General features: G+C 75.2%; 13 protein-coding genes. 8 read left to right on the forward strand and 5 right to left on the reverse strand.

Annotated features, from left to right (window positions below; translation table 11 throughout):
• The first annotated feature begins 393 nt into the window (after window positions 1–393).
• Window positions 394–2,127: a lytic transglycosylase domain-containing protein gene (locus tag Sdia_RS11530; RefSeq protein WP_185392902.1), complete on the forward strand. Its 1,734-nt coding sequence runs from the start codon at window positions 394–396 to the stop codon at window positions 2,125–2,127.
• A 779-nt stretch (window positions 2,128–2,906) separates the two neighbouring features.
• Here the strand turns inward: Sdia_RS11530 and hrpB are convergent.
• Both hrpB and Sdia_RS11540 read right to left on the reverse strand, forming a co-directional pair.
• Window positions 2,907–5,441, reverse strand: a complete 2,535-nt coding sequence (gene hrpB / locus Sdia_RS11535; protein ID WP_100453156.1) for an ATP-dependent helicase HrpB — start codon at window positions 5,439–5,441, stop codon at window positions 2,907–2,909.
• Between the two features lie 43 nt (window positions 5,442–5,484).
• Window positions 5,485–6,411 (reverse strand): class I SAM-dependent methyltransferase, encoded by a 927-nt coding sequence (locus Sdia_RS11540; protein ID WP_100453157.1) that lies wholly within the window; start codon window positions 6,409–6,411, stop codon window positions 5,485–5,487.
• Between the two features lie 284 nt (window positions 6,412–6,695).
• Here Sdia_RS11540 and rpsA point away from each other — a divergent pair, with 284 nt between their 5' ends.
• The 5 genes from rpsA (at window position 6,696) to Sdia_RS11565 (ending at window position 11,694) form a co-directional block, all read left to right on the forward strand.
• On the forward strand, window positions 6,696–8,210 hold the full coding sequence (gene rpsA / locus Sdia_RS11545; protein ID WP_100453158.1) for a 30S ribosomal protein S1: 1,515 nt from the start codon (window positions 6,696–6,698) through the stop codon (window positions 8,208–8,210).
• 625 nt (window positions 8,211–8,835) lie between these two features.
• Window positions 8,836–9,777 (forward strand): PAC2 family protein, encoded by a 942-nt coding sequence (locus tag Sdia_RS11550; RefSeq protein ID WP_115068577.1) that lies wholly within the window; start codon window positions 8,836–8,838, stop codon window positions 9,775–9,777.
• 84 nt (window positions 9,778–9,861) lie between these two features.
• The gene (gene coaE / locus Sdia_RS11555; protein ID WP_100453160.1) at window positions 9,862–10,467 is read left to right on the forward strand and encodes a dephospho-CoA kinase; all 606 of its coding nucleotides are present in this window, start codon (window positions 9,862–9,864) and stop codon (window positions 10,465–10,467) included.
• 81 nt (window positions 10,468–10,548) lie between these two features.
• Window positions 10,549–10,911 (forward strand): tetratricopeptide repeat protein, encoded by a 363-nt coding sequence (locus Sdia_RS11560; protein ID WP_100453161.1) that lies wholly within the window; start codon window positions 10,549–10,551, stop codon window positions 10,909–10,911.
• A gap of 198 nt (window positions 10,912–11,109) precedes the next feature.
• A complete protein-coding gene (locus Sdia_RS11565) occupies window positions 11,110–11,694 on the forward strand; it encodes a GNAT family N-acetyltransferase (RefSeq protein WP_100453162.1) in 585 nt (194 codons plus the stop codon).
• Here the strand turns inward: Sdia_RS11565 and Sdia_RS29755 are convergent.
• Both Sdia_RS29755 and Sdia_RS11570 read right to left on the reverse strand, forming a co-directional pair.
• Window positions 11,577–12,077, reverse strand: coding sequence for a DUF6343 family protein (locus Sdia_RS29755; protein ID WP_308435890.1), 501 nt, complete (start codon window positions 12,075–12,077; stop codon window positions 11,577–11,579). The genes Sdia_RS11565 and Sdia_RS29755 overlap by 118 nt on opposite strands.
• Window positions 12,043–12,435, reverse strand: coding sequence for an RNA-binding S4 domain-containing protein (locus Sdia_RS11570; RefSeq protein WP_100453163.1), 393 nt, complete (start codon window positions 12,433–12,435; stop codon window positions 12,043–12,045). The genes Sdia_RS29755 and Sdia_RS11570 overlap by 35 nt, the downstream gene beginning before the upstream one ends.
• Before the next feature lie 128 nt (window positions 12,436–12,563).
• On the opposite strand from Sdia_RS11570, the gene Sdia_RS11575 reads away from it, so the two are divergent.
• Complete coding sequence (locus Sdia_RS11575; protein ID WP_100453164.1) at window positions 12,564–13,052, forward strand: hypothetical protein; 489 nt, start codon at window positions 12,564–12,566, stop codon at window positions 13,050–13,052.
• A complete protein-coding gene (locus Sdia_RS11580; RefSeq protein ID WP_185392901.1) occupies window positions 13,049–14,587 on the forward strand; it encodes a YfcC family protein in 1,539 nt (512 codons plus the stop codon). Before Sdia_RS11575 ends, Sdia_RS11580 begins: the two co-directional genes overlap by 4 nt.
• On the opposite strand, the gene Sdia_RS11585 is transcribed toward Sdia_RS11580, so the two are convergent.
• Window positions 14,580–15,149, reverse strand: a complete 570-nt coding sequence (locus tag Sdia_RS11585; protein ID WP_181844015.1) for a 2'-5' RNA ligase family protein — start codon at window positions 15,147–15,149, stop codon at window positions 14,580–14,582. The two genes, Sdia_RS11580 and Sdia_RS11585, sit on opposite strands and share 8 nt — an antisense overlap.
• Window positions 15,150–15,183 lie beyond the last annotated feature (34 nt).

A 15,183-nucleotide genomic window follows, 5' to 3' on the forward strand; every position in this document is an offset into this window, starting at 1 on the left:
GCCGGAAGGGTCTCGGGCGGTGGCCCGTCGGCGGTCGCCGGACGGACGGCGCGGGGCAACAGGGCGACGCGCAGGGGAAGTCAGGGGGCGCGGCCCGTCGGCGCGGGGAGCGTGGACGGGGGCGCCTGCCCCGAGGGCCGCGCCGAGGCTCCGTCCGCGTGGAGGATTCGTGCCGGTCCGCCCTCCGCGTACAACCCTCCTGTGTGCTGCTGTGTCGAACGGGTCGGCCGGTGCGTGAGCGACGCGCCGGCCACGCGCATGTGGCCAAGTGGTGAATACCGGTCAGCGACGGGTGCCCGTGCGCGGCAGGGTCCCGTAGGGTCGCCAGAGCCGTCCGACCGGGCGCCGGCGCTCACGGGGGACGGCTCGTCGACGCGGGAGGGGTTCCACACAATGGCGGCACTGTTCGGACGGCGGATGCGGCAGGGAGCGGCCAGTACGGCCGTCGCGGCGGCGGCGATGGCGGCACTCTCCGCCTCCGGAGCCCCCTCGGCCGGGAACGAGCGGCCGGCGGCCGCGGCCTCCGACCGGCCCGCGGCGGGCGCGCCCGGCTCCGAGGACCCGTCGGTCAGCGGCGACTCCCCGTACTACACCGAACTGCCGCCGCTGAAGGGGCCGGGGCGGAACGATCCGCCGGACGAGACGCCGGCCACCGGCTCCGCCGAGTCCGGGATACCCGCGACCGTCCTCGACGCCTACCGCAAGGCGGAGGCGTCCCTCGCCGCCAGCAACCCCCGCTGCCGCGTGCCGTGGGAACTCCTCGCCGCCATCGGCAAGGTGGAGTCCGGCCACGCCCGCGGCGGCCGCCTCGACAGCAACGGCACCACACCGTCCCCGATCCTCGGCCCGGTCCTCAACGGCGTCGGCTTCGCCAACATCTCCGACACCGACGGCGGCGCCTACGACGGCGACACCCTCCACGACCGCGCCGTCGGGCCCATGCAGTTCATCCCGCAGACCTGGGAGAGCTGGGGCCGCGACGGCAACGGCGACGGCCGGCGCGACCCGAACAACATCTACGACGCCGCCCTCGCCGCCGGCAGCTACCTCTGCGCCCACGACCGCGACCTGACCGTCGAGCGCGACCTGCACCAGGCGATCCTCGGGTACAACCGCTCGCAGGAGTACCTGCGGACCGTCCTGCGCTGGTACGACCACTACCGCGAGGGCGCCCACGAGGTCCCCGACGGCAGTCAGCCCTCCCCGCCCGCTCCCGGCGGGAACACCCCGTCGCCCGATCCGGTCCGCCCCGGCCGCCCGGGCACGCCGAGCCCCTCGCCCTCCACACCCGGCAAGCCGGACAAGCCCGGCAAGCCCACCGAGCCCGGTGACGGCGGCTCGTCCAAGCCCACCCCGCCGCCCACCACGCCCCCGCCGACCACGCCGCCTCCCACGACGCCGCCGCCCACCACGCCCGCGCCCGCCACCGGTCTCGTCGACCTCGGCGAGGGCACGCTCAGCGCCCCGGCGGGCGAGCGGTTCGCCGACCGCCCGGCCGTGCGGGCCGAGCGGGCCGGGCAGAAGCCGGCCGCCAAGGCCAAGGTCAGCTTCACCGTCGCCGGGAAGACCGGCACCACCTTCGAGGACGGCACCACCACCGCCGTCGTCACCACCGGGTCGGACGGCGTCGCCAAGGCGCCCGCCCTCCTGGCGGGCGGCACGCCCGGCGCCCTCACCGTCAAGGCCACCCTCCTCGACGCCCCCGAGCCCGTCTCCCTCGCCCTGCGCGGCGAGGTCACCGCGGCCCGCGCCGACAAGCTGGTCCGGACCGACGAGACGGAGCTGACCTGCGAGGCGGGTGCCACCTTCGAGGGCCGGATCGCCCTGACGGCCACCCGTGGGGGCCAGGCGGCCCCGGGCGTCGCCGCCACCGCCACCGTCCTCACCGGCGCCGACCCCGCCGACGGCGAGAAGGCCGCCGGCGAGGGCCCCTACTTCCTCACCCCCGGGGAGGAGCCCGCCGAGGAACGCCGGACCCGCGAACTCGCCCTCACCACCGACGACAAGGGCCGGCTCGTGCTCCCCGAACTCCACACCGACGACACCGCGGGCACCTTCCGCCTCCGTGTGGAGACGACGGGCGGCGCCGTCCTGGTCCTGGAACTGACGGTCACCGAAGCCGGCTGACCGACGCCCGCCACCGGGGCCCCGGCTTCGCGCCGCTCCCCGGTGGCGTGCCGCACCGCGGTACGCCACCACCCGAGGAACGCACGGAGACCAGTCCGCCGCCCGCACGCGCGGCCCCGCGACCCGGCGGCCCCGCGTCCGGCCACGCCTCGACGGAACGCCGCCACGGATCGGCGGGGCCCCGCGTGCCGCGTCGTCCCCGGGCCGGCCGCCGGGCCGACGACCGGAGCGGCCAGACGGGCGTCGGCATCGGCGGCCACCTCCGCGCACACCTCGTCCGCGAGCTACCCGGCGAGCGGGATGCCGCGCGCGAAGGCGTACGGCCGCCCGTACGCCGCGAGGTCCGGATCCAGCAGAGGAACGCCACCGCCGCTGTTCCGGGCGACCGGCGGCAGGGCGGACCTCCCGGGGGCCGCCGGCCAGGTGAACCGGGCGTTGCGGTGCTCGCCGAGCAGGGCCCGGCCGTTGCCGCACCCTCCGTCCGGGCCGGGCCGGGCCGGTGCGGGGGCGCCGAAGCTCCGGCTCGTCCCCGCAGACCCGCAGGGGGGACCGCGCACTCCGGAGCGCCCCTCCCCCTCCAGGAGCGGTACGCGCCGGCCTCTCCGGCGGGGCGCGTCCGGCCGGTCCGCACGGGCTGAACGGACCGGTGACCAGACGGAGCGGGCCCGGCGGGACAGGTCCCGCGGCGGGGACCCGCCGGGAGCCGGCGCGGGCGGGAGGGGTTCTTCGGACACGGCCGTGCGGCCGCTCCCGGCCCGCCGGGGCGGGAGCGGCCCGCCTCACCTCGTGTCCGGTCCCGGTCCCTCCCGCTCCGCCCGCGCCTTCGTGTGCCGTGTCGCCCGGGCCGCCGCCGGGTCCTCGGGCCACGGGTGCTTCGGATAGCGGCCGCGCAGTTCCGCGCGGACCGCGCGGTAGCCGTCCGCCCAGAAGGACGCCAGGTCGGAGGTGACCGCGGCCGGGCGGCCGGCGGGGGAGAGCAGGTGGACGAGGACGGGGACACCCGCGACCCGCGGCGTCCCGGTGAGGCCGAACAGCTCCTGGAGCTTGACCGCGAGCACCGGCCGCTCCGGGTCGGTGTAGTCCAGGCGGACACGGGAGCCGCTCGGCACCTCCAGCCGTTCCGGGGCCAGTTCGCCGAGCCGCGCCGCCTCACCCCCCGCCCACGGCAGCAGACGGCGCAGGCAGGCGCCCGCGTCGATCCGGGCCAGGTCGGCGCGGCGCCGCGCCCGCCCCAGCTCCGGCTCCAGCCACTCATCGGCGCGGGCCCGCAGCGCGGCGTCGGAGACGTCCGGCCAGGCGCCGCCCACCGCCCGGTGCAGGAAGGCGAGGCGCTGTCGCAGCTCGCAGGCGTCCCGCGTCCACCGCAGCAGCCCCAGCCCCTCCCGCGCCAGCCCTTCCAGCAGCGCCGCCCGGACCCGTCCGGCACCCGCCGAGCCGTCCAGCGGCCGTACCGCCAGTTCGACGGCGCCCAGCCGCTCCACCCGCCGGGCCACCACGTCGCCGTCGCGCCAGCCGGTCTCCTCCCCCTCGTGGTGCAGCGGAGCCGCCGCCCGTCGGGCCGTCGCCTCGTCCACCGGCGCGGCCAGCCGGACCCGCGCCCGCGCCCGGCCCACCGGCCGGTCCGCGACCGCCACCGCCAGCCAGGGGCTCTCCCGCAGGGCCGAGCCGGACGCCAGCTCGGCGCCGGTGCCGGAGACCATCAGATAGCCGTCGCCGCCCCGGGCCCGCGCCAGCCGCTCGGGGAAGGCCAGCGCCGCCACCAGCCCGGCCGCCGTGTCGTCGCCGGCGCCTTCCCGCGCGCCCGTGTGCGTGTTCCGTACGGCCGACGCCAGCCGCTTCGCCTCGCGCCGCCAGCGGCCCGCGTACGCGTCCTGGCCCCTGCGCGCCGTCCGCCAGGCGGCGGCGAGATCGTCGCCGTAGCCGCGCGGCGGCTCCTCGCTGAGCAGGGCGACGAGTTCCGCCGCCCGCGCGCCGCCCACCTCGGGCGCGGCGTCGAGCAGCGCCCGCGCCAGCCGGGGATGCACCCCCACACCGGAGAACCGCTCGCCCTGGGGTGTGAGGGCGCCGTCCGGGGTGAGGGCGCCGAGCCCGGTCAGCACCTCGCGGCCGGCGGCCATCGCCCCGGCGGGCGGCGGGTCGAGCAGGGACAGACCCGAGGCGTCCGGATCGCCCCAGCAGGCGGCCTGGAGGGCGAAGGCGGTCAGGTCGGCGACCTTGATCTCCGGCGGCGGGAACCGTGGCAGCCGGGCGTCCTCCGCCTCGGCCCAGCACCGGTACACCGCCCCCGGCGCCTCACGGCCGGCCCGTCCCGCGCGCTGCCGGCCCGAGGCCTGTGAGGCGCGCACCGTGACCAGCGAGCCGAGCCCCCGCGCGTGATCGGTACGCGGCTCGCGGGCCAGCCCCGAGTCGACCACCACCCGCACCCCGGGCACCGTGAGGCTCGACTCGGCGACCGAGGTGGCCAGCACCACTCGGCGCCCCGCCGACCCGGCCAGCACCGCGTCCTGCACGGCGGCGGGCGCCCGCCCGTGCACCTGGAGCACCTCCACGCCGGGCGGCGTCCCCAGCTCCCCGGCCACCCGGCCGATCTCCCCGACCCCGGGCAGGAAGCACAGCACGTCCCCGTCCCGCTCGGCCAGTGCCCGCCGCACGGTCGCCGCGACATGGGCCAGCAACGCCGGGTCGACCCGCGTCCCGTGCGGCGGCCGGACCGGCGCGGCCGGCGGTGCCCACACCGTCTCCACCGGGTGGCCGACCCCCTCCGCGGCCACCACCGGCGCTTCGCCCAGCAGCCGCGCCCACCCCTCGGCGTCGGTCGTCGCCGAGGCCGCCACCAGCCGCAACTCCGGCCGCAGCGCAGCCCGCACATCCAGCAGGAAGGCGGCGGCGGTGTCCGCGTCGAGGTGGCGCTCGTGGCACTCGTCGAGGATCACGACGTCGACGCCCGGCAGCTCCTGGTCCCGCTGGAGACGGCGGACCAGCACGCCGGTGGTCACCACCTCGACCCGGGTGCCCGGGGAGACCACCCGCTCCCCGCGCACCGTGTGCCCGACGCTGCGGCCCGGTTCCTCGCCGAGCAGCCACGCCATCCGCCGGGCCGCGGCCCGCGCGGCGATCCGGCGGGGCTCGGCCACCAGTACCCGGCGCGGCGGACCCTCCCCGAGCAGTCCGGCGAGGGCGAGCGGGACCAGTGTCGTCTTGCCGGTGCCGGGCGGCGCGCACAGCACCGCCGTACCCGGCCCGTCCAGCGCCTCGCGCAGCGCGGGCAGCACAAAGCGGACGGGGAGCCGGGCCAGGGCGTCGGTACGGATCATGCCCCCAGTCTCGTACGCCCGCGCGGGCGTACGAGACGGGTGGTCAGTCCCGGGCGCAGACGAAGATCGCGGTGCCCGGGAAGAGGTGGCCGCGCAGCGGGGACCAGCCGCCCCACTCCTGGGTGTTCCACTCCGGCCACTCCGGCTCGACCAGGTCCACCAGGCGCAGCCCGGCGCCGACCACGTCCCGCACCCGGTCGCCGAGGGTGCGGTGGTGCTCGACGTAGACGGCGCGGCCCTGCTCGTCCTGCTCGACGTAGGGGGTGCGGTCGAAGTAGGAGGCGGCGACGGTCAGGCCCGCCGGGCCGGGCTCGTCGGGGAAGGCCCAGCGGATCGGGTGGGTCACCGAGAAGACGAACCGCCCGCCGGGCCGCAGCACCCGGCGCACCTCGCGCAGCACCTCGACGGGCTCGGCGACGAAGGGCAGCGCGCCGTAGGCGGAGCAGGCCAGGTCAAAGGAGGCGTCGGCGAAGGGCAGCGCCCCGGCGTCGGCCTCGACCAGCGGCACCGCGCCGCCGATCCGCAGGGCGTGCTGGAGCTGGCGGTGGGAGAGGTCCAGGGCGACCGGGCGGGCACCCTCGGCGGCCAGCCAGCGGGAGCACTGGGCGGCGCCGGCGCCGATCTCCAGGACGTCCAGCCCCTTCAGGCTCCCCTCGGGGCCGAGCAGGCGGGCCTCTTCCTCGTCGAGTCCCTCGGGCCCCCAGACGAAGCGGTCGTCGCCGAGGAAGGCGCCGTGCTCGCGCTGGTACTCGTCGGCGTTGCCGTCCCACCAGCCGCGGCTGGCCCGGCTGCTCTCGGCGGGGGAGGCGGTGCGGCGGGTCGCCTCGGGTTCCGGGGCCTCGTCGGCGGCGGACCGGGGCGGTACGGGCTCTTGGATGATCGGCTCCCTCGTCGTACTCTCCGTATTTCCACCGGAGTCCCGCTCCGGTGGAAGGGCCGGGGCGGGGACGCGCCGTGTGGCCTCAGGCAACGGGAATTGTGCCGGGTTCGCGGCTTGTGCCCCGGGTGTGCGCCTTCGCGCATTGACCCTGTCCGGCTGCCCCCGTATGCTACAAGTTGCGCTGCGAGCCTGCGCTCCTCAGACCTAGCAGGATGTGCTCGCTTCTGTTGTGTGTCCCCTCGGTTGTACGAGGCGAGGACCCCCGGTCTTCCGGAGGTCGCGCCTCTGAAGGCTGTCCGACTGCTACAGGGTGAAACCGGCTCCGTGCGCGGCAGTACCTACGACTTCATGTCCGTACCGGAGCCCTTTCCCACATGACGAGCAGCACCGAGACCACCGCCACCACCCCGCAGGTTGCGGTCAACGACATCGGTAACGAGGAAGCCTTCCTCGCCGCGATCGACGAGACGATCAAGTACTTCAACGACGGCGACATCGTCGACGGCGTCATCGTGAAGGTCGACCGGGACGAGGTCCTGCTCGACATTGGTTACAAGACCGAAGGCGTGATCCCGAGCCGCGAGCTCTCGATCAAGCACGACGTCGACCCCAACGAGGTCGTCGCCGTCGGCGACGAGATCGAGGCCCTGGTCCTCCAGAAGGAGGACAAGGAAGGCCGTCTGATCCTGTCCAAGAAGCGCGCTCAGTACGAGCGTGCCTGGGGCACGATCGAGAAGATCAAGGAAGAGGACGGCATCGTCACCGGTACCGTCATCGAGGTCGTCAAGGGTGGTCTCATCCTCGACATCGGCCTCCGTGGCTTCCTGCCGGCCTCCCTCGTCGAGATGCGCCGCGTCCGCGACCTCCAGCCCTACGTGGGCAAGGAGCTCGAGGCGAAGATCATCGAGCTGGACAAGAACCGCAACAACGTGGTCCTGTCCCGCCGTGCCTGGCTCGAGCAGACCCAGTCCGAGGTCCGCCAGACCTTCCTCACGACCCTCCAGAAGGGTCAGGTCCGCTCCGGCGTCGTCTCCTCGATCGTCAACTTCGGTGCCTTCGTGGACCTGGGTGGCGTCGACGGTCTGGTCCACGTCTCCGAGCTGTCCTGGAAGCACATCGACCACCCGTCCGAGGTTGTCGAGGTCGGCCAGGAAGTCACCGTCGAGGTCCTCGACGTCGACATGGACCGCGAGCGTGTCTCCCTGTCGCTGAAGGCGACCCAGGAAGACCCGTGGCAGCAGTTCGCCCGGACGCACCAGATCGGCCAGGTCGTTCCCGGCAAGGTCACCAAGCTCGTTCCCTTCGGCGCGTTCGTCCGCGTCGACGAGGGCATCGAGGGTCTGGTCCACATCTCCGAGCTGGCCGAGCGCCACGTGGAGATCCCGGAGCAGGTCGTCCAGGTCAACGACGAGATCTTCGTCAAGGTCATCGACATCGACCTCGAGCGCCGCCGCATCAGCCTCTCGCTGAAGCAGGCCAACGAGGCCTTCGGCGCCGACCCGTCGGTCGTCGAGTTCGACCCGACCCTGTACGGCATGGCCGCGTCCTACGACGACCAGGGCAACTACATCTACCCCGAGGGCTTCGACCCCGAGACCAACGACTGGCTCGAGGGCTACGAGACCCAGCGCGAGGCGTGGGAGACCCAGTACGCCGAGGCGCAGCAGCGCTTCGAGCAGCACCAGGCCCAGGTCATCAAGTCCCGCGAGGCCGACGCCCAGGCTGCGGCCGAGGGCACCGACACCGCTGGTGCGGCTCCGGCCGCCTCCGGTGGCGCCGGTGGCGGCGGCGGTTCGTACTCCTCGGAGTCCGCGGACAACTCCGGCGCCCTGGCGTCGGACGAGGCCCTGGCCGCCCTGCGCGAGAAGCTGGCCGGCGGCCAGAGCTGAAGCACCACGCTCTGACCGGCTGACAAGCCCGCACGGAAGGCCCGCTCCCCTCGGGGGGAGCGGGCCTTCCGCCGTTTCCGGGCACGGGCGCGGCGGGACGGGAATGCCGGTGAGGCTCCTGCCAGCCGGCCACCGTGACCGAGGCGCGCACGGTCGTGGAGCGGTCGGCCTGGCCGGGCGGTACGGCGCGGCGAGCCGGTCGGGGGGACGCGGGCGCCGGCGGTGGCGGGGCGGGCCTGTCGCGAAGCCGTCGGTGTACGTGCCGTCGGCGGGGCGGGCACTGTCGCCGGGGTGCACGGCGAGCGCGGCCTTCAGCTCCTTGGCCGTGGCCACCTCGGTCACGGCGGCCGGTACCGGAAAGCGGGAGGACCGCCGAGGCGAGGACGGCGGCCGGCGGGGGACGGGCGGTTCACACGGAGGCACCCCCTCGGGCCTGTCGAGGAGCGGTACGGGCCGGCGGTCGCGCGTCGGCGCGGTGCCGCTGGAGCCGGGACGTGACCCTGTCAAGGTACGGACCAATGCCGGTGCGGGGGAGGCGTCTTCACCGGGCGGAAACGGCCACGGCCGGGAATGCCCGCGCCGCGCGGGGCGTTCTGTCCTACGGACACGAGGAGGAACGGTCACAGTGCAGCATCGAGACCCGCAGGATCTGTACGCATGGGAGTCGAAGGGCCTCGCGGCGGTGGACACCGCGCTGGCCCAGGAGTCGGCCGGGCTCGTCATGCTCTACCACTTCGACGGATACATCGACGCCGGGCAGACCGGGGAGCAGATCGTCGACGAGCTGCTGGACAACCTCCCGCACCAGCTCGTCGCCCGCTTCGACCACGACCGGCTCATCGACTACCGGGCGCGGCGCCCGCTGCTCACGTTCAAGCGCGACCGCTACACCGACTACGAGGTTCCCGGACTCGAACTCCACCTGGTGCAGGACGCCACCGGCGCCCCGTTCCTGGTGCTCTCCGGGCCCGAACCCGACGTGGAGTGGGAGCGGTTCGCCGCCGCCGTCCAGCAGATCGTCGAACGGCTCGGGGTGCGGCTGACCGTCAGCGTCCACGGCATCCCGATGGGCGTCCCGCACACCCGCCCGGTCGGCCTCACCCCGCACGGCAACCGCACCGACCTGGTTCCCGGCCACCCGACCCCGTTCGACCAGGCGCAGGTGCCCGGCAGCGTCGAGGCGCTCATCGAGTACCGCCTCATCCAGACCGGCCACGACGTCCTCGGCGTCGGCGCCCACGTCCCGCACTACATCGCCCGGTCCGCCTACCCGGACGCCGCGCTGACCGCGCTGGAGGCGATCACCTCCGCCACCGGCCTCGTGCTGCCCACCGTCGCGCACACCCTGCGCACCGAGGCGCAGCGGACCCAGACCGAGATCGAGCGGCAGGTCGGCGAGGGCGACGAGGAACTGGTCGCGCTGGTGCGAGGGCTGGAGCACCAGTACGACGCGGTGGCCGGGGCCGGAGCACGGGGCAACATGCTGGCCGAGCCCGCCGACCTGCCGTCCGCCGAGGAGATCGGGCGCGAGTTCGAGAAGTTCCTCGCGGAGCGCGAGGGGGAGTAGGCCGCGGTGCGGGGCCGGCCGGGCGTTAGGCTGCCTGCGCCCCGCCGCCGGTGCGGGGCAGTGTGAGCCGGAGGAGGCGCGGGCGTGCTGATCGTGGGGCTGACGGGCGGGATCGGGGCGGGGAAGAGCGAGGTGTCCCGGCTGCTGGTGGAGCACGGAGCGCTTCTGGTGGACGCGGACCGGATCGCCCGCGAGGTGGTGGAGCCCGGGACCCCGGGGCTCGCCGCCGTGGTCGAGGCGTTCGGTGAGTCGGTGCTCGCGGCCGACGGCTCGCTGGACCGCCCGAGACTCGGCGAGATCGTCTTCGCCGACCCCGAGCGGCGCGCCGTGCTGAACGGCATTGTCCACCCGCTGGTGGGAGCCCGGTCGGCCGAGCTCCAGCGGCAGGCCCCGAAGGACGGCGTGGTCGTGCACGACGTGCCGCTGCTCGCCGAGAACGGGCTCGCCGAACTCTACGACCTGGTGATCGTGGTGGACGTGGAGCCGAGAACGCAGGTGGAGCGGCTGACACGGTCGCGCGGCATGAGCGAGGAGGATGCCCGGGCGCGGATGGCCGCGCAGGCCGGGCGCGAGGAGCGGCTCGCCGTCGCCGACATCGTGATCGACAACGAGGTGTCGCTGGAGGAGTTGCGGGGGAGGGTCGCCGAGGTGTGGGCCGAACTGGAGGAGCGGGCCAAGGCCGGCCGCTGACCGCCCGCCTGGGTGGAACATTCCCGCATGTGAAGGCTGTTCGCGTACAGGGACCGCGTAGGGACGAGGAAAGGGGCCGGGGTGGCCGAGAGCAGTCCGGAGACGGACGTCATCGATTACCGGGCGGCTGAGCAGCTGCTCGCCGCCCGGGACCCCCGGGGCGCCGTCAAGCTGCTGGATTCGGTGATCGGCCGGCATCCCGAGCACACGGCGGCCCGGCTGCTGCGAGCGCGCGCGTTCTTCCTCTCGGCGCAGCTGCGGGCGGCCGAGCTGGAGTTCACCGTGGTGCTGGAGCGCGAGCCGGACAACGCCTTCGCCCACTTCGCCCTGGCCCGGACCTACGAACGGGCCAACCGCCCCGAGCAGGCCCGCCGCCACTTCCGCCTAGCCGCCGCCCTCGACCCGAAGCCCGAGTACCTGGCGGCGGCGCGCTTCGACGACTAGCGCCTGTCCGGCGGATCTTCGTGGCGCAGCCTGCGGCGAGAGTGCGTGCCAGGCGTCGCGGACCCACGAAGATCCGCCGGACAGGTCCTAGCGGGGGTCGTCGCCGCCCTGCGGGACCTGCGGTGCTCGCCGAGTACGGCGCGGACCTGCGGAAATGCGGTGGTGACCGGGAGCGGCTCTCCCGTAGGGTGCGGCGGCATGAAGCAGTATGTCCGGCCCGGGGGCCCTGTCCGCCCGGTCCGCGCCGACGAGTGGCGACAGGTCAAGGAGCTGCGGCTCTCGGCACTGAAGGACCCGGTGGCCCACCTCGCCTTCCTGGAGACGTACGAGCGGGCGGCCGCCGCGCCGGACTCCGTGTGGCGGGAACGCGCCGAGAGCGCGGCTGCCGGGACCCGGGTGCGCCAGTTCGTGACCGAGGGCCCGGACGGGACCTGGAGCGGCACGGTGACGGTGCGTCTGGAGGAGCCGGGCAGTGCCGACATGTTCGGCGGGACGGTTTCGCGGCGCCAGGCGCACCTCGTCGGGGTGTTCGTCCGCCCCGAGTGCCGTGGCAGCGGGGTCATCGACACGCTCTTCGACGCGGCCCTCACGTGGGCGTGGTCCCTCGCGGGGGTGTCCCGGGCGCGCCTGTACGTCCACGAGGACAACGCGCGAGCCGAGCGCTTCTACCGCCGGTTCGGGTTCGTGCCCTCCGGCCAGACCGTCCCGATGAAGGGCGACCCGGCCAAGGTGGAGCGCGAGATGGTCCTCGGGCCGCCCGGGGCGTCGCCCGGCCGCTCGTGAGCGCAGCCGTGGTCGCCTGACGGCGGCCGGGTCTCCGCTCCGCTCGCCGTGCCGGTCGCCGGCGGGATCAGCGGTGGCGGCCGGGTGTGGTGGCGGATGCGGCGGGTGACCACCGCGAGGTCCAGGACGGTGACCAGCCGGAGGATGGCGCAGAGTGCCGCCCAGCGCCGTTCGTCGACAGGGGGAAGGCGACCACCCGGCGGAGGTCCGGCGGACGCGAGGGTCCGGCGCACGCGGAGCGGACGCCTCGCGGTGGTCGGTTCGGTTCCCACGCGGCCTGCTCGCACCGCCCTCACCTCCGCTCTCTTGTCCGGTGGCGAACCCGCGGCGGGGAAGAGCGGGAACGGCTCAGTCGGCCGTGCCGCGCAGCCGCTCCATCTCACGGCGGTCCCGCTTGGTGGGCCGGCCCGCGCCCCGGTCGCGTACGCCGGCGGGGGCGACCGCCTCGCGGGGCGGCGGAGGCGGACTGTTGTCGACGTAGGCGGTGACGGCGACCGGGGCGCCGACGCGCTTGCGCAGGAGGGTGCTCACCTTCACCAGGCGGTCGCGCCCGCCCTGGCGCAGGGCGATCTCGTCGCCGACGCGGACCGGCTGCGCGGGCTTGGCGCGCTCGCCGTTGACCCGGACGTGCCCGGCGCGGCAGGCGGACGCCCCCGCCGACCGGGTCCTGACCAGCCGTACCGCCCAGATCCAGACGTCCACGCGTACCGAACCACCGCTCTGCGAAGCCTCCGTAGCCATGGGTCGAGCATAGAACGGGGGCTTCGGCGTGCCGTCCCGACGCCGTCCCGGACCTCTGCGGATAATGCGGGCTGTTCCGGGCGAAGCAGGCTGTCCCGTCCTCGCAGACGGGCGACCGAGGGGGTGGCATGGACCCGCAGCGCAGGGCCGACGCACTGACGGGCGGGCTCGGGGGAGACCTGGCGCGGCCGGCCGCCATCGACTCGGCGGCCTTCCCCGGCCGCCCCGGGGGCCCGGGGCGGCGCGCCGGTGACCTCGTCGCGGACCTGCTCCAGCGGGCCTCGGTCCCGCACAGCGCCCTGCCGGACACCGGCGCGGGCTACCGGGCCGCCGCCGACGGTCCCGCCTGCCGGGCCGCCCGTGAGGCGCCGCGCGACGGCTGGGGCGAGCCGGACCAGGAGGCCGCCACCGGTGGCCCGGTCCCGCCGGCCGACGACCTGGCCGAGGCCGCATGTGGCGTGGAGGGGCTGCTCCTCGGCGCCCAGGACTCCCGACGCGACCCGCACGCTTACGACGAGCGCGTCCTTTTCGGCGAACCGCGCGGCACCGTCCTCGCCCTCAGCCCCTTCGTCCGGCGGTTCGCCGACGAGCGGCGCCGGGCCGGGGAGGCGCGGTGAGCGGCCCCGCCCCCGCTGAGAGGACCGGCGCCGACGGGGACGCTCCCGGCGGGAGGCGGAGGTTCGTCTTCCCCGACGCGGTCACCGTGCTGGCCGCCGTCACCCTCGCCGTCTGGCTGCTGGCCTTTTTCATCCCCTCCGGCCAGTACGAGCGGGACGCGGACGGCGCGCCGGTCGAGGGGACGTACCACCGGACCGAGACCGGGCGGAGCCTCACCGACCGGTTCAACGACCTCTTCCTCGCGCCGGTCAACGGGCTCTACGGCATCCAGGACGCCGACACCGGAGAGGTGGGCCCCGACCTCAGCGGCGAGCTGTACGGCAGTGCCGGGGTCTTCCTCTTCGTCCTGGCCATCGGCGCCTTCATCACCGTCGTCTTCGCCACCGGTGCCCTCGACCGGGGCATCAGCCGCCTCGCCCACCGGTTGCGCCGCCGCGGGACGCTGCTGATCGCCGGGATCATGGCGGTCTTCTCGCTGCTGGGCACCGTCGAGGGCTGGGCCGAGGAGACCCTGGGCTTCTACGGCCTGATCGTCCCGCTGATGCTGGCCCTCGGCTACGACCGGATGGTGGCCACCGGAACCATCATCCTCGGCTCGGGCACCGGCGTGCTCTGCTCCACCGTCAACCCCTTCGCCACCGGCGTCGCCTCCTCCGCCGCCGGCATCTCGCTCGGCGACGGCATCGCGCTGCGCGCCGCGATGTGGGTGGTGCTCACCGCCGTCACCATCGCCTACGTCGCCCGGTACGCGAGCCGGGTGCGGCGCGACGCGTCCCGCTCGCTCAGCGGCTTCCTGCCCGGCGACCGCGAGCAGGCGGCCGAGGCGGCGGGGGAGCCGCCCGTGCTGACGGGGCCGCACCGGGCCGTGCTGGTCGTCGTCGGCCTGGTCTTCGCCTTCATGGTCTTCTCCGTCGTCCCCTGGTCCAGCGCGCTGACCGGCGACGCCGGCGCCGGGCCGTACGGCTTCGAACTGGGCTGGTCCTTCCCGCAGCTCGCGGCGCTCTTCCTGTGCGCCGCCGTGCTGGTGGGGCTGGTGGGACGGATGGGGGAGCAGCGGATCAGCGCCACTTTGGTCCGGGGCGCCGGGGACTTCATCTCCCCGGCACTGGTCATCGTGCTGGCCCGCGGGGTCACCGTGATCATGAACAACGCCCGGGTCACCGACACCGTGCTGCACTCGGTGGAGAGCGCGGTGCGCGGCACCTCCTCGGCGCTCTTCGCGATCATCGTCTTCGTCGTCAACCTCCCGCTCGCCTTCCTGATCCCCTCCAGCTCGGGCCACGCCACGCTCTCCATGCCGGTCCTCGCGCCCCTCGCCGACTTCGCCGGAGTCTCCCGGGCGGTCGTCGTCACCGCGTGGCAGTCGGCCAGCGGCTGGATGAACCTCTGGGTGCCGACCACCGCCGTCACCATCGGCGGAGTCGCGCTGGCCAAGGTCGGCTACCACCGCTACCTGCGGTTCGTCGCGCCGCTGCTCGCCGTTCTCGCCGTGCTGATCTGCACCTTCCTGGTGCTGGGGGCGGCACTCACCTGAGCCGCGCGGGCCCCCCGAGCCGATAGGTGAGGCGGTCCCGCCAGGTGTGCCCGTCGTGGACGATCAGGCGGACACCGGTGACGTGGCAGGCGACGGGCAGCGCCGGAGCCAGCCGCGCCCGGACGGCGCCGAACTCCTCGCCGTGGGCCACCGTGACATGCGGGTCCAGCCCCTCGGGCCCGAAGATCCCCCGGTACGGCACCGCCTCGGGCCAGCGCGCACGCACGGCGTCGGTCAGGGCGGCCAGCGGTCCGGGGGGTTCCGGGGCGAGGAACAGCACCCCCGGCTCCTCACGGAAAGCGGCGAACCGGAGCGTGAAGGGGGCGTGCGAGGCGAACAGGGCGCGCAGGGCCGTGTCCGCGCCATCGGGGTCCGCCGAGCCGGGGCGGACGCGGACGAGAGGCAGGAACGGGTAGAGCACCGTGGCGTGGGCGCGGATGCCGGTGGTCACCAGCGGGTCCAGCGCGGGGAGCGGGATGGTGAGCGCGGTGTCCCCGGCGCGGTCGCCCCAGCCGTCCTCCTCGGCGGGCCCGTCCTGGCGGGCGGAGAGCTGTTCGGTCACGGGGAGCCATGCTCGCATCCCCGCGCACACGGGC

Source organism: Streptomyces diastaticus subsp. diastaticus (genome assembly GCF_011170125.1).
GTDB classification, from domain to species: Bacteria; Actinomycetota; Actinomycetes; order Streptomycetales; family Streptomycetaceae; genus Streptomyces; species Streptomyces diastaticus.